Origin of the sequence: Streptomyces sp. NPDC020807 (assembly GCF_040641575.1) — a bacterium.
Lineage (GTDB): Bacteria > Actinomycetota > Actinomycetes > Streptomycetales > Streptomycetaceae > Streptomyces.
On the sequence record NZ_JBFADU010000002.1, the window covers coordinates 69392 to 83223 of the forward strand.

Annotated in this window: 16 protein-coding genes; 11 read left to right on the top strand and 5 right to left on the bottom strand. The window is 71.5% G+C overall.

Going from position 1 to position 13832, the window contains the following annotated elements:
- The first annotated feature begins 28 nt into the window (after positions 1-28).
- Positions 29-970: an MBL fold metallo-hydrolase gene (locus AB0G79_RS03340; RefSeq protein ID WP_360799380.1), complete on the top strand. Its 942-nt coding sequence runs from the start codon at positions 29-31 to the stop codon at positions 968-970.
- Here the strand turns inward: AB0G79_RS03340 and AB0G79_RS03345 are convergent.
- Positions 960-2405 (bottom strand): MFS transporter, encoded by a 1446-nt coding sequence (locus AB0G79_RS03345; protein WP_360799383.1) that lies wholly within the window; start codon positions 2403-2405, stop codon positions 960-962. The two genes, AB0G79_RS03340 and AB0G79_RS03345, sit on opposite strands and share 11 nt — an antisense overlap.
- 127 nt (positions 2406-2532) lie before the next feature.
- Here AB0G79_RS03345 and AB0G79_RS03350 point away from each other — a divergent pair, with 127 nt between their 5' ends.
- The 3 genes from AB0G79_RS03350 (at position 2533) to AB0G79_RS03360 (ending at position 4483) form a co-directional block, all read left to right on the top strand.
- On the top strand, positions 2533-3291 hold the full coding sequence (locus AB0G79_RS03350; RefSeq protein ID WP_360799386.1) for a phosphoglyceromutase: 759 nt from the start codon (positions 2533-2535) through the stop codon (positions 3289-3291).
- Positions 3292-3422: 131 nt separating this feature from the next.
- On the top strand, positions 3423-3911 hold the full coding sequence (locus AB0G79_RS03355) for a hypothetical protein (RefSeq protein ID WP_360799389.1): 489 nt from the start codon (positions 3423-3425) through the stop codon (positions 3909-3911).
- A gap of 218 nt (positions 3912-4129) precedes the next feature.
- Positions 4130-4483, top strand: coding sequence for a hypothetical protein (locus tag AB0G79_RS03360; RefSeq protein WP_360799392.1), 354 nt, complete (start codon positions 4130-4132; stop codon positions 4481-4483).
- A 24-nt stretch (positions 4484-4507) separates the two neighbouring features.
- Here the strand turns inward: AB0G79_RS03360 and AB0G79_RS03365 are convergent, their stop codons facing one another.
- The gene (locus AB0G79_RS03365; protein ID WP_360799395.1) at positions 4508-5032 is read right to left on the bottom strand and encodes a hypothetical protein; all 525 of its coding nucleotides are present in this window, start codon (positions 5030-5032) and stop codon (positions 4508-4510) included.
- Positions 5033-5128: 96 nt separating this feature from the next.
- On the opposite strand from AB0G79_RS03365, the gene AB0G79_RS03370 reads away from it, so the two are divergent.
- Entirely contained in the window at positions 5129-5599 is a 471-nt protein-coding gene (locus AB0G79_RS03370; RefSeq protein WP_360800554.1) for a GNAT family N-acetyltransferase, read from the top strand.
- Between the two features lie 119 nt (positions 5600-5718).
- Here AB0G79_RS03370 and AB0G79_RS03375 read toward each other — a convergent pair whose 3' ends face one another.
- A complete protein-coding gene (locus AB0G79_RS03375) occupies positions 5719-5862 on the bottom strand; it encodes a hypothetical protein (protein ID WP_360799398.1) in 144 nt (47 codons plus the stop codon).
- A gap of 125 nt (positions 5863-5987) precedes the next feature.
- Positions 5988-6668 carry a phosphate signaling complex protein PhoU gene (phoU, locus tag AB0G79_RS03380; protein ID WP_360799401.1) on the bottom strand — a complete coding sequence of 227 codons (681 nt, stop codon included), beginning with the start codon at positions 6666-6668 and terminating at the stop codon, positions 5988-5990.
- A gap of 300 nt (positions 6669-6968) precedes the next feature.
- Here phoU and AB0G79_RS03385 point away from each other — a divergent pair, with 300 nt between their 5' ends.
- Both AB0G79_RS03385 and AB0G79_RS03390 read left to right on the top strand, forming a co-directional pair.
- Positions 6969-8201 carry an ATP-binding protein gene (locus AB0G79_RS03385; protein ID WP_360799404.1) on the top strand — a complete coding sequence of 411 codons (1233 nt, stop codon included), beginning with the start codon at positions 6969-6971 and terminating at the stop codon, positions 8199-8201.
- Positions 8198-8878: a response regulator transcription factor gene (locus tag AB0G79_RS03390; RefSeq protein ID WP_017242433.1), complete on the top strand. Its 681-nt coding sequence runs from the start codon at positions 8198-8200 to the stop codon at positions 8876-8878. The genes AB0G79_RS03385 and AB0G79_RS03390 overlap by 4 nt, the downstream gene beginning before the upstream one ends.
- A 78-nt stretch (positions 8879-8956) precedes the next feature.
- Here the strand turns inward: AB0G79_RS03390 and AB0G79_RS03395 are convergent, their stop codons facing one another.
- Positions 8957-9601: a DUF461 domain-containing protein gene (locus AB0G79_RS03395; RefSeq protein WP_360799407.1), complete on the bottom strand. Its 645-nt coding sequence runs from the start codon at positions 9599-9601 to the stop codon at positions 8957-8959.
- A gap of 676 nt (positions 9602-10277) precedes the next feature.
- Between AB0G79_RS03395 and AB0G79_RS03400 the strand changes: the two genes are divergently transcribed.
- The 4 genes from AB0G79_RS03400 to cysS all read left to right on the top strand — a co-directional run bounded on the left by AB0G79_RS03400 (position 10278) and on the right by cysS (position 13821).
- Positions 10278-10760 carry a CarD family transcriptional regulator gene (locus tag AB0G79_RS03400; RefSeq protein ID WP_003953493.1) on the top strand — a complete coding sequence of 161 codons (483 nt, stop codon included), beginning with the start codon at positions 10278-10280 and terminating at the stop codon, positions 10758-10760.
- A 302-nt stretch (positions 10761-11062) separates the two neighbouring features.
- Positions 11063-11812, top strand: coding sequence for a 2-C-methyl-D-erythritol 4-phosphate cytidylyltransferase (ispD, locus tag AB0G79_RS03405; protein ID WP_360799410.1), 750 nt, complete (start codon positions 11063-11065; stop codon positions 11810-11812).
- Positions 11802-12302, top strand: a complete 501-nt coding sequence (ispF, locus tag AB0G79_RS03410; protein WP_360799413.1) for a 2-C-methyl-D-erythritol 2,4-cyclodiphosphate synthase — start codon at positions 11802-11804, stop codon at positions 12300-12302. Before ispD ends, ispF begins: the two co-directional genes overlap by 11 nt.
- 115 nt (positions 12303-12417) lie before the next feature.
- On the top strand, positions 12418-13821 hold the full coding sequence (gene cysS, locus AB0G79_RS03415) for a cysteine--tRNA ligase (protein ID WP_360799416.1): 1404 nt from the start codon (positions 12418-12420) through the stop codon (positions 13819-13821).
- Positions 13822-13832 lie beyond the last annotated feature (11 nt).

Genomic DNA, 13832 nt, shown 5'->3' on the forward strand with positions numbered 1-13832 from the left:
CTCGGGCGGGCTCCCTAGATTCGACCCCATGAACGCAGACACGAGTGGCGGGGACAGGATCGTCCTGGGAGACGTCGAGATCATCCGGATCGTCGAGTGGCGGGGCCCGTTCGGCCCGGCGCGCGGGCTCGTCCCCGGGGCGGGGGCCGAGGTGTGGCGGGAGAACGAGGAGTGGCTCGCGCCGGACCACTGGGCGCCGGAGGGCGACAGCGCGGTCATGGCGCTGCAGAGCTGGGTGCTGCGGAGCGCGGGCCGGACGGTCCTGGTCGACACGGGGGTGGGGGACGGGCGCGAGCGGCCGGAGTCGCCGCAGTTCCACCGGCGGCAGGGGGACTTCCTCGGCCTGCTCGCGCGGGCGGGGATCCGGCCGGAGGACGTCGACGTCGTGGTCAACACCCACCTGCACGCGGACCACGTCGGCTGGAACACGCACGCGGTGAACGGCGAGTGGGCCCCGGCGTTCCCGAACGCCGAGTACCTGCTGCCGGCGGCGGACGACGCCTACTTCGGCCCGGGGAACGGGTACGGCGGGGGGAGGAGCGAGGACGACCGGCTGGTCTACGAGGACAGCGTGGCGCCGGTGCACCGCGCCGGGCAGGCGGTGCTGTGGGAGGGCGTCCACCGCGTCGACGAGAACCTGACGCTCGAACCGGCACCGGGGCACACGCCGGGTTCGGCGGTGCTGCGGCTCGCGTCCCGGGGCGAGCGGGCGGTCTTCGTCGGGGACCTCGTCCACAGCCCCGTACAGATCCTGCGGCCGTCCTGCGCGAGCTGCTTCTGTCTGGACCCGGCGGGCGCGGCGGAGAGCCGGCGACGGGTGCTCGGCCGGGCGGCGGACGAACGCGAGCTGGTCGTGCCCGCGCACTTCGGCGGGGCGGGCGCCGCCGAAGTGCGCAGGGAGGGGGAGGGGTTCGGGCTGGTGGGGTGGGCGGAGTACGGGGAGGGGTACGGGGAGGGGCTCAGGCGCTGACGGAGGGGGCGGCCTCGGGGGCGTCCGTAACCCTGGCCGTCCCGACGACGGGGGTCACGTCGACCGCGCGCGTACCCGGATTCGCGTGCGTACCCGCGTCCGCGTGCGTACCCGCGTCCGTGCCCGCACCCGCGTGCGTACTCGCGTCCGCGTCCGTGCCCGCATCCCCACCCGCGTCCGTGTCGGTGTCGGTGTCGGTGTCGGTGTCGGTGTCGGTGTCGGTGTCCGCGAGGGCCTTCCGCAGCCGGGTGTAGTACCCGACGGCGGCGGCGAGGCCGATCGCGGCGGTCGCCGCCCACAGCACGTCCGACCCGGGCCCGTCGACGATCGCACCGGCCGCGACGGGGGCGACGAACCCGCCGATGGCCCACGACATGCCCATGACGCCCTGGTAGCGGCCGCGCGCGTGCTCGGGGGCGAGACGGGCGGTGGCGGCGGAGTTCGTCGGCACGTGGATCATCTCGCCGACCGTCCAGACGACGACGGTCGCGGCGAAGGCGACGGGGGAGCCGGCGAGGGCGGTGGCGCCGGTGCCGAAGGCGAAGAGGAGGGAGGAGAAGGCGAGCAGGACGACGGGGGAGCGCTTGTCGGTGAGCTTGTTGACGAGCAGCTGGAAGGCGACGATCACGACGCCGTTGACGGCGATGACCATGCCGTACGCGGAGGGGGCGAGGCCCTGCTCGCTCATGGTCAGCGGGAGGCCGATCCAGGGGGCGAGGAAGACGAGGCAGACGAGGAGGTTGAGCAGGACGAGGGTCCGGAAGGGCGCGTCGCGCAGCACGGTGAGCATGCTGACCTTGGCCTCGGCCTCGGGCTCGCCGGCCTTGTCGACGGGGACCTCGGGGCGGGTCTCGGGGAGGCGGAGGAAGACGATGAGGGCGCAGAGGGCGGTGGCGACGGCGTCGGCGACGAAGAGGGTGCGGTAGCCGAGGACCATCGCGGCGCCGCCGCCGATGGCAGCGATGGCGAAGCCGAGGTTGAGGGCCCAGTAGTTGAGGGCGTACGCGCGGCGGACCTCGCCCGCGGGGACCATGTCGGCGATGGTGGCGTTGATGGACGGCCGGACGGCCTGCATGGCGACACCCATGAGCAGGACGATCGTGGCGACGCCCCAGGCGCTGGTGACGACGGCGAGGGCGGCGGCGCAGCTCGCGGCGGCCAGGTGCATCGTGACCATGGTGGGGCGGCGGCCCCAGCGGTCGGTGAGCAGACCGCCGAGCGGCGAGCCGGCGACGCCGCCGAGGCCGTGGAGGGCGACGACGAGTCCGGCGAACCAGGCGGAGTGCCCGAGCTCCTGGGTCAGGTAGAGGGAGAGGAAAGTCGTGACGAAGGCCCCGGTGCGGTTGACCAAAGTCGACAGCCAGAGCCACCAGAAGCCCTGCGGAAGTCCCGAAACGGTGGTGAGTGCTGATCGTTTGAGCGATTCGATGGACATGTGGCGGCCGACCCCTTGCTGTGTGTAAGCCCCTACCTCGGCCCTCGTAACTTACGTATCTCTTATGGTGGACGCCAGCGAATTGACGGTGCGCGTCAATCGTCAGGGGTCGATTAGGCTCGGACACATGGCCGACGCACCGTACAAGCTGATCCTCCTCCGCCACGGCGAGAGCGAGTGGAACGAGAAGAATCTGTTCACCGGTTGGGTGGACGTGAACCTCACCGCGAAGGGCGAGAAGGAGGCGACGCGCGGCGGCGAGCTGCTCAAGGACGCCGGCCTGCTGCCCGACGTGCTGCACACCTCCCTCCAGAAGCGCGCCATCCGCACGGCGCAGCTCGCGCTGGAGTCGGCTGACCGCCACTGGATCCCGGTCAACCGCTCCTGGCGGCTCAACGAGCGCCACTACGGCGCCCTCCAGGGCAAGGACAAGGCCCAGACCCTCGCCGAGTTCGGCGAGGAGCAGTTCATGCTGTGGCGCCGCTCCTACGACACCCCGCCGCCGGCCCTCGCGGACGACAACGAGTACTCGCAGGCCCACGACGCCCGCTACGCGACGATCCCGCCGGAGCTGCGCCCGCAGACCGAGTGCCTCAAGGACGTCGTCGAGCGGATGCTCCCGTACTGGTACGACGCCATCGTCCCGGACCTCCTCGCCGGCCGCACGGTCCTGGTCGCGGCCCACGGCAACAGCCTCCGCGCCCTGGTGAAGCACCTGGACGGCATCTCGGACGCCGACATCGCGGGCCTCAACATCCCGACCGGCATCCCCCTCTCGTACGAGCTCGACGAGAACTTCAAGCCCCTCAACCCGGGCGGCACCTACCTCGACCCGGAGGCCGCCGCGGCCGCCATCGAGGCCGTCAAGAACCAGGGCAAGAAGTAGCCCTGACGCACGAGAGAGCCCCCTGCCCGCGGTTTCCCCGCCGGTAGGGGGCTTCTTCGTGCCCGTGGGGACGGCCGGTGGCCGGTTCGCGCTCTGTCCGGCGCACGGGGTCAGGTGCTGGGCTTGTCACCGTGTCAGGGATCATCGCCGCCGCCATCGCCGTCATCGGAACGCTGTTGGGCGCTGTCGTCGCGCACCGGTACCAGGAGAAGACCGCGCTGCGGGCCGCGGCCAGGAACGACCGCGAGCGAGGCCACCAACGGCTCCTCGACGCCTGTGTCGACTTCATCGCCCTGGCGGAGGACTACCGGCGGGCGCAGTGCGACCGGTGGACGAGCCAGAACGCGGCCCCTGAGTCGGAGGCGGCCCTCGCGGCGCGTGCGGAGTCCTACCGGCTCTACGTCGAGGTCCGGAGCAGCGTCCTCAGGCTCCGCCTGGTCACGCTGGGCCCGCAGGCGCAGCGGCTCGCCGCGCGTGCGGCCGAGATACAGGTGATGACGCGAGAGGTCCTCTTCGCGGCCGACAAGGCCGACATGCTCGCCCGGGGCGAGGTCGCGGAGCACGCCTGCGAGGCGTTCGCCGTCAGCGCGCGCGAGGTACTGGCCGCAGGCGAGAGGTGAATCCGCGCCGGGCGGTCGGGGGAGGGGGCGCGACGCAGGGGCCGGGACGCCGGGGCACGACGCAGGGGCGGGACGGGGCCTGGTCCGTACGGGTGAGGGCGAAACCTTACGGCGCCGGGAGGGGCGCATGGCGGTCGCGGGGCGCGGTAGGTCTGCGGGTGTCCCCGGGATCCGCGTCCGCGATCCCCGATCCTCCCCGCTCACGAAACGAGAGTCCCGTGCGTCTCCGGTCCTCCTTCGCCGCCGTCTGCGGCGCGCTTGCCCTGACCGCAGCCCTCGCCGCGCCCGCCCACGCGGCCACCGGCGAGTTCCACTACACCTTCGTCGGCATCAGCGGCGACCCGCAGACCGGCACCCTGTACGACCCGCCGAGCGGCGAGTGCACGCAGATCCCCGAGGCCGCCGACCCGGACTCCTCGGCGCCCGCCTTCGCGCCGCACAACGACACCGACGCGTACGCCGTCGTCTTCACCGGCAGCCACTGCGACGGCGATTCGTGGACCCTGCGGCCGCACGGCCGACCGGCCTCGGACCGGCTCCTGCTGCGTTCGGTGATGTTCCTCGACGGATGAGACCGGCCCGGTTCGGCCGAGCGGTCAGAAGCCCTCGCACGCGTGCGCGCGGAACTCCGCCACGGTCGTCGTCCGGACCTTGTCCTCGCGCGTGTACGAGACCTGGTCCGGCGTGAGCTTCTCCAGGTCCGCGAGGGTGAAGGAGTGGTGAAGCGTCGACCAGGAGTTGTCCTCGGTCGCCCCGTACACCGTGTAGCGCTGGTTCTGCTTCAGGTCGTGCGGGGCCGTGTCGGGGGTCCAGCCGTTCCCGCCGGCCGGGTCGGTCAGCGGCCAGGTCGCGAACCCGCCGACCGGCTCCGCCGCGTACCAGGCGTCCGTGTACTCGGGCTGCGCGGCGTCCGCCCCCGCCTCCGGTTCCGGCGGGGTCGGGTACAGGAGCACCTCGTCTATCCGGTCGTGGCAGACGAGCACCACGCCCAGCGGCTTCCCGTCCACCGTGACCGAGACGCCCGTGAAACCCGCCGGCGGCACCCCGCAGCCGGCGAGCGCGGGGACGAGCGGCAGGACGGCGGCGGCGAGCAGGGCGTGGCGGACCCAGGTGGCGATCATGGTCGGCATCCTGGGCCACCCGCGCGGCCGCCGGATATTGCCGGGCGGACATCGCGGTGAATGGTTACCGTCCTGCGCATGAGCAGCACGAGCACCATGAGCACGTCACTTCGTCTGGAGCCGGTGACCGCGGCCACCGTCGACGCCGCCATCGCCCTGCGCGTCCATCCCCACCAGGAGGACAACGTCGCACCGGTCGCGCACTCCCTCGCCGAGGCCTACGTCCGCGGCGACACCGCCTGGCCGCGGCTGATCTTCGACGGCGACGAGCTCGTCGGCTTCCTGATGGCCTTCCTCGACATCACCTGGGGCGAGGAGGAGGTGGACCCCACCGACGTCCGCAGCGGCCTCTGGCGCCTCAACATCGCCGCCGACGCCCAGGGCAGGGGCTACGGCCGCTTCGCCGTCGAAGCCGTACGCGACGAGCTCCGCCGTCGTGGTGTCCCGAAGATGTACGTCACCTGGGAGCCCGGCGAGAACGGCCCCGCCGTCTTCTACGAACGGCTCGGTTTCCGTACGACGGGCGAGCTGGCCGGCCATCAGATCGTGGGCGTGCTCGACGTGTGACGTCACACGGTGCGACAGGACACGGTGTGACGAGACACGCGTGAGGAGGGAAGGGAGGGACGGCGGGCTGTGGCCCGTCCCGTCCGTCCCGTCCCTTCCCTCCCCCTAGCTCCCGCAGGTCAGCCCCCGCACTGGCACGGCGCGCCCGACTGGCAGCCGCAGCCGCAGCCCGACCCGCAGCCGCAGGCGCCGAGCACGGGCAGCAGCGTCGGCTCGCGGGGCGCCTCCTGCTGCGGGTCGATCGGCATAGGGGATTCGGCCATGGGGTCCCTCCCTTTCGAGGCGCACATCGCCTCCCCCCATTGCATGCCCACTCCGACCGGCACGACAACGGCGCATCGACGGCGCACAGGCGCCCGAGCCCCCCCGGGCGGCGTTCGCGACGGTGTTACGCGCCTTCCACCGGAGCGTCCCCGGCCTGGAGCTCGTCCGCGTGCTCGCCCGTCACCAGGTAGACGACGCGCTTCGCCACGGACACCGCGTGGTCGGCGAACCGCTCGTAGTACCGGCCGAGCAGCGTCACGTCGACGGCCGTCTCGATGCCGTGCTTCCAGCGGTCGTCCATCAGGTGCTGGAAGAGCGTCCGGTGCAGCAGGTCCATCTCGTCGTCGTCCTGCTCCAGCTGGAGCGCCAGGTCGACGTCCTTCGTGATGATGACCTCCGCCGCCTTCGCCATCAGGCGCTGCGCCAGCTGTCCCATCTCCAGGATGGTGGCGTGCAGGTCACGCGGCACCGCCGTGGCCGGGAACCGCAGCCGGGCCAGCTTGGCCACGTGCTGGGCCAGGTCGCCCGAGCGCTCCAGGTCGGCGCTCATGCGCAGCGAGGTCACGACGATCCGCAGGTCCGTCGCCACCGGCTGCTGTCGCGCGAGCAGCGCTATGGCCCGGGCCTCCAGGTCGTGCTGGAGGTCGTCGACCTTCTGGTCCGCCGCGATCACGCTCTCCGCGAGCTTCAGGTCCGCGTCGAGCATGGCCGTCGTGGCACGCCCGATCGCCGACCCGACGAGCCGGGCCATCTCGACCAGCCCTTCACCGATCGAGTCCAGTTCCTCGTGGTACGCGTCCCGCATGGGGTCCCTCTCTCCTGCCTACGGCAAAGCTCTCTGCAAGCTCATCTGCACAAGCTCAGGGGTCCGGTCCACTGATCCTCGGACTCCCACGCTCCCACGTTCGGCCCCCCGTGCGTCGGGTTCTGTCCCCTGAAATGAACCGGCACTTTCCCCTAGGTGAACTCTGGGCGACCCGCGTCGCTGCGGCCTTCGGGGCAAATGAACCACTACCGTCTCCACGGTGAACTCTGGGCGACGACTGTTCGAGCAGCCACTCGGACGGCTGGGAGAGTGTCCGTCGCCCCGCATAACCTGGTGGACATGGACGTGAACGCGGCGGTCGCCGCATTGGCAGCGATCGCCGGCGTGTGCACCGGCGTGATCGCCATGCTGGCGTTCCGCTGGAGCGAGCGGGACCAGGCCCGGCCCACCCGGACCTCCCTGCACACCGACGCCGTCCTCCCGCCCGGCGTCGACACGGTGCTGTCCGTCCTGCGCTCCTCCGCGGTCGTGCTCGACGAGAGCGACTCCGTGGTGAAGGCCAGCTCGGCGGCGTACGCCCTCGGCCTGGTGCGGGGCGGCAAGCTGGCCGTCGAGCCCATGCTCAACATGGCCCGTGACACGCGCCGCGACGGGGAGATACGCCAGGTCGAGCTGGACCTGGCGCGGCGCGGCACCGGGCGCGGCGAGGCCCTCGCCGTCTCCGCCCGGGTCGCCCCGCTCGGCTCGCGGCTCGTGCTGCTCCTGGTCGAGGACCTCACCGAGGCCCGCCGCATCGAAGCGGTACGGCGCGACTTCGTCGCCAACGTGAGCCACGAGCTCAAGACTCCCGTCGGTGCGCTCTCCCTGCTCTCCGAGGCCGTCATGGACGCCTCGGACGACCCCGAGGCGGTCACCCGCTTCGCCGGCCGCATGCAGATCGAGGCGACCCGGCTCACCAACCTCGTACAGGAGCTCATCGACCTCTCCCGCGTGCAGAACGACGACCCGTTGGAGGACTCCGAGCCCGTCTCCGTGGACGAGCTCGTCGCCGAGGCGATCGACCGCTCCCGGCACACGGCCTCCACCAAGCAGATCTCCATGGTCTCCGGAGGCGCGGCGGACCTGCGGGTCTGGGGGAGCCGCGGCCAGCTCGCCGCCGCCCTCGGCAACCTCGTCGAGAACGCCGTCAACTACTCACCCGCCCACACCCGCGTCGGCATCGCGGCCCGGAAGGTCGCCGCGCCCGGCGGCGACCTCATCGAGATAGCCGTCACCGACCAGGGCATCGGCATCCCCGACAAGGACAAGGAGCGCGTCTTCGAGCGCTTCTACCGCGTCGACCCGGCCCGTTCGCGGGCCACCGGAGGCACGGGCCTCGGCCTGGCCATCGTGAAGCACGTGGCCGCCTCGCACGGCGGGGAGGTCACCGTCTGGAGCACCGAGGGACAGGGCTCCACCTTCACCCTGCGGCTTCCCGAGGCGGGCGCCTCGCGCGACCGCCGGTCGCCCGTGACCTCCCCCACCCCCGATCTCATGACCGAACCGCTTCCCGCCCCGGAGGTCCTTCCGTGACCCGAGTGCTCGTCGTCGAGGATGAGGAATCCTTCAGCGACGCCCTGTCGTACATGCTCCGCAAGGAAGGCTTCGAGGTCGCCGTGGCGGCGACCGGGCCCGACGGCCTCGACGAGTTCGAGCGCAACGGAGCCGACCTCGTCCTCCTCGACCTGATGCTGCCGGGCCTGCCCGGCACCGAGGTCTGCCGCCAGCTGCGCGGCCGCTCCAACGTCCCGGTGATCATGGTGACCGCCAAGGACAGCGAGATCGACAAGGTCGTCGGCCTGGAAATAGGAGCCGACGACTACGTGACGAAGCCCTTCTCCTCGCGGGAGCTCGTCGCCCGCATCCGCGCGGTGCTCCGCCGCCGCGGCGAGCCGGAGGAGGTCACCCCGGCGGCCCTGGAGGCCGGCCCGGTCCGCATGGACGTCGACCGCCACGTGGTGACGGTCTCGGGCGGCAAGGTCGACCTGCCGCTGAAGGAGTTCGACCTCCTGGAGATGCTCCTGCGCAACGCGGGCCGCGTGCTGACCCGCATGCAGCTCATCGACCGGGTCTGGGGCGCGGACTACGTCGGCGACACGAAGACCCTCGACGTCCACGTGAAGCGCCTCCGCGCCAAGATCGAGCCCGACCCGGGTGCCCCGCGCTACCTGGTGACGGTCCGGGGCCTGGGCTACAAGTTCGAGCCGTAAAGGGACATGCGGTACGGAGAAGGGGCGCCCCCCCGACGGGGGGCGCCCCTTCTCCGTGTCAGCGCTTCGCCGCCGGTGTCAGTGGCCCGCGGCCGGGGCCTCGGTGGACTCGCCGTGCTCGGAGCCGTGCTCGGCGCCGCCGTCGGCCTCGCCGTGCTCGCCGCCCTCGGTGGCCTCGGCGGTCGGGGAGGAGCCCGGGGGCGCCGGGACGATCGACGGACCGAAGTCCTTGAAGTAGCTCTTCGCCGGGACGACGAAGGCGCCGATGCTCACGTCGCCGGTCTTGCTGAGCTTGAAGACGACCTTCTGCTGGTCGCCGTCCTTGGCGGCCTCGGCGCCGTTCTCGATGACGGCGGAGGCGTTGCCCTCGCCGCCGATGACGACGTAGCCGAGCGGCGGGACGGTGATCGGCCCGGTGCCCTCGGCCGAGGTCAGCTTCACCGTCGCGGTCGTGCCCGGCAGGGTGATCGCGTCGACGGTCTGCGGGGTGCGGCCGTTGTTGAAGACCGTGGCCGAGACGGCGGCCGGGCCCTTCACGCGCTCGTACGGCTGCGTGATGACGAGCGCGTTCTGGATCTTGACGTCGTCCACCGAGACGGCAGCGTTGTCCGGCTTGATGCCGAGCGTCTGGGCGTCGTTGCCCGCACCACAGGCGGACAGCGCGGCGATCGAGAACACGATGGCGGTGGCGGCGAGGGCGCCGCGTCGAAGGCTGCGGCTCACGGCGGCGGCATCTCCTTGGACGAACGGACAGGCGGGAAAAAACTAAGGACGAGCTAAAGGTGTGTCAGCGCGCTTAGGTTACCGAGCCGCACTCTCCGTCCCGCACCCGACCCGCCCCTAACGAGCCACCGCCGTCTCCGGAGGGCGGCGCGCGGGGACGTGCGGACGCGCGCCCGGGCGGCCGCGGAGGGGTACGGGGGCGGGGAGTGCCGCCACCTTCTCGGGGCGCCGTCATCACGTCGTCGTGGCCGGATCTCGCCCCATTGACCCGCCGTTCACATAACCGCCTTGATCAATTCCGTGATCGTCGCGCATTCCACGCGGCCGTCTCCGGGAAATCACACACGGTCGTCGACCTGATCAATTTCGGAATCACCCCGACGTGCATCCGTACGAGTGGACGATCCTCGAACGGAGTACGTGAAGAAGGCCACTCCGAACCGGACATATCGGGGCATCGACGGCCTCTGGAGGTCCTCCGGGCGCGTGTAACGTGCGCGTTTCTCTCTGTCGACACAGCCGCTCCGACCTGCGAATACCGCCTTCCGGAAGCCCTCCGCAGCACGTCCGCGATGCCGTTGTCAAGCCCCGAGATATGCCCTGACCTGCGAAAACGCCATTCAGAAGAAGCTGAATCCGTGTTACCCTGGATAGCCACGGAAGGGGTACCTGTCACATGACGTTCAAGGTTGGCGACACCGTGGTCTATCCCCATCACGGGGCCGCGCTGATCGAGGCCATCGAAACTCGCCAGATCAAAGGCGTGGACAAGACCTACTTGGTGCTCAAGGTCGCGCAGGGCGACCTGACGGTTCGTGTACCGGCGGACAATGCGGAGTTCGTCGGTGTTCGCGACGTGGTCGGTCAGGACGGGCTGGACCGGGTCTTCGAGGTGCTTCGTGCACCGTACGCCGAAGAGCCCACGAACTGGTCCCGCCGCTACAAGGCGAACCTCGAGAAGCTCGCCTCCGGCGATGTCATCAAGGTCGCCGAAGTAGTGCGCGACCTGTGGCGCCGGGAGCGCGAGCGCGGTCTCTCCGCAGGTGAGAAGCGCATGCTCGCCAAGGCGCGGCAGATCCTGGTCAGCGAGCTGGCCCTCGCGGAGAACACGAACGAGGACAAGGCCGAGGCTCTCCTCGACGAGGTCCTCGCGTCCTGAGCACGCTCGGAAACGGGCGAGTCTCCAAGTGAAGCGATGCCGCGGTGCCCGATGGCGCGCTGTGAACCACACAGCGCTGTCGCCGGGCGCTGCGGCATGTCCGCGTGCGGGGACATGTCCGCGTGCGGTCACGCCCGCGCGCCGCTGAAGTAAACCCGCACCCCCTGCTGTCCGAACCCCAGTGCCCACGCGGCCCACGCCTCGACCGTCGTCACGGAAAGGGCCCGGTCAAGGCGGTGCGTCCGGCACGCTGAGGCCATACCCATGTCGGCCGCGGAAACAAACCTGTCGGAGTGCAACCGATGTCAGACGAAGCGCGTCCTTCTCGTACCGCCGTGGTGATCCCGGCGGCAGGGCGGGGCGTACGCCTCGGCCCGGGCGCCCCCAAGGCGCTCCGCACGCTGAGCGGCACCCCCATGCTCATCCACGCCGTCCGCGCGATGGCCGCCTCCCGCGCGGTCTCGCTCGTCGTCGTGGTCGCGCCGCCCGAGGGCGCCACCGAGGTCAAGAACCTCCTCGACGCGCACGCCCTCCCGGAGCGGACGGACTACCTCGTCGTGCCCGGCGGCGCGACCCGCCAGGAGTCCGTGCACCTCGGCCTGAAGGCCCTGCCCGAGGGCGTCACCACCGTCCTCGTCCACGACGCGGCCCGCCCCCTGGTCCCCGTCGACACCGTCGACGCCGTCATCGAGGCCGTACGGGACGGGGCCGTCGCCGTCGTCCCGGCGATGCCCCTCGCGGACACCGTCAAGGAGGTCGAGCCGGCCGGGAGGCCCGGCGACCCCGAGCAGGTCGTCGCGACCCCGGTCCGCGCCCGCCTCCGCGCCGTCCAGACCCCGCAGGGCTTCGACCACGACACGCTGGTCAACGCCCACGCCACTATCGCCCTCGCCGGCGAGGGCGCCACCGACGACGCCGGCATGGTCGAGCGGCTCGGCGCGCCCGTCGTCGTGGTGCCCGGCCACGAAGAGGCCTTCAAGGTGACCCGCCCCCTCGACCTCGTCCTCGCCGAGGCCGTACTCGCCCGCAGGAGGGCCAACGATGGCTTCTGAGCGACCGATCGTCCCCCTCGTCGGCATCGGCACCGACGTCCACGCCTTCGAGAAGGGGCGTGAGCTGTGGTGCGCCGGCCTCCTCTGGGAAGGGGAGGAGTACGGGCTCGCCGGGCACTCCGACGGGGACGTCGCCGCCCACGCCGCCTGCGACGCGCTCTTCTCCGCGGCCGGAATCGGCGACCTCGGCGCCCACTTCGGCACCTCGCGCCCCGAGTACTCCGGCGCCTCCGGCGTCACCCTCCTCGCCGAGGCCGCCCGGATCGTCCGCGCCGCGGGGTACGAGATCGGCAACATCGCCGTGCAGGTCGTCGGTGTCCGCCCCAAGGTCGGCAAGCGCCGCGACGAGGCGCAGAAGGCCCTGAGCGAGGCGGCCGGCGCGCCCGTCTCCGTCTCCGGCACGACGACCGACGGGCTCGGCCTGACCGGCCGCGCCGAGGGCCTCGCCGCCCTGGCGACCGCCCTCGTCTACCCCGTACCCGCCCCGTAAGTACGGAGCGGGCGCGGCGCGCGTACGCCGTGAGCGCGCCGCGCGTGCGGAAAAACGTGCCCCGCGACCCCCGAACGGTCGCGGGGCACTACCACACGCCCACTACCCTGGAGGCGTGACTATTCGCCTGTACGACACCAGCGCCCGGCAGATCCGTGACTTCACCCCGCTCACACCGGGCTGTGTCTCGATCTACCTCTGTGGTGCCACCGTGCAGGCCGCCCCGCACATCGGCCACATCCGGTCGGGGCTGAACTTCGACATCATGCGCCGCTGGTTCGCGTACCGCGGCTACGACGTCACGTTCATCCGGAACGTCACCGACATCGACGACAAGATCATCGCCAAGGGCGCGGACCAGGGCCGCGACTGGTGGTCCATCGGGTACGAGAACGAGCGGGCGTTCAACGACGGCTACCAGGCCCTCGGCTGCCTCCCGCCCACGTACGAGCCGCGCGCCACCGGGCACGTCCCCGAGATGATCGAGATGATGCGCGGTCTCATCGAGCGCGGCCACGCCTACGAGGCGGACGGCAGCGTCTACTTCGACGTGCGCTCGTTCCCGGGCTACCTGGAGCTGTCCAACCAGGACATCGACGACCTCCGCCAGCCCTCCGAGGACGGCATCACCGGCAAGCGCGACCCCCGCGACTTCGCGATGTGGAAGGCGACCAAGCCGGGCGAGCCCGACTGGGAGACGCCGTGGGGCCGCGGCCGTCCCGGCTGGCACCTGGAGTGCTCGGCGATGGCCCACAAGTACCTGGGCTCCGCCTTCGACATCCACGGCGGCGGCCTCGACCTGATCTTCCCGCACCACGAGAACGAGATCGCCCAGGCCAAGGCCTTCGGCGACGCGTTCGCCCAGTACTGGGTGCACAACGCCTGGGTCACCATGAGCGGCGAGAAGATGTCGAAGTCGCTCGGCAACAGCGTGCTCGTGTCCGAGATGGTGAAGAACTGGCGCCCGATCGTCCTGCGCTACTACCTCGGCACCCCGCACTACCGGTCGATGATCGAGTACAGCGAGGAGGCCCTGCGCGAGGCCGAGTCGGCCTTCGCCCGCATCGAGGGCTTCGTCCAGCGGGCCACCGAGAAGGCCGGGACGACCGTCGCCCCCGCCGCCGAGGTGCCGCCGGCCTTCGCCGAGGCCATGGACGACGACCTGGGCGTCCCGCACGCGCTGGCGATCATCCACACCACCGTCCGCCAGGGCAACAGCGCCCTCGCCGCGGACGACAAGGACGAGGCCATCGCCCGCCTCGCCGAGGTCCGCGCCATGCTCGGCGTCCTCGGCCTGGACCCGCTCGACCCGCAGTGGGCCGCGGAGTCCGGCGGCGGCGAGGAGCTCCACGGCGTCGTCGACACCCTCGTACGGCTCGTGCTCCAGCAGCGCGAGTCGGCCCGCGAGCGGAAGGACTGGGCGACGGCGGACGCGATCCGCGACCAGCTCGCGCAGTCCGGCCTCGTGATCGAGGACAGCCCCGACGGCCCCCGGTGGTCGCTGGGCAACAACCGCTAGAACGCCGATGA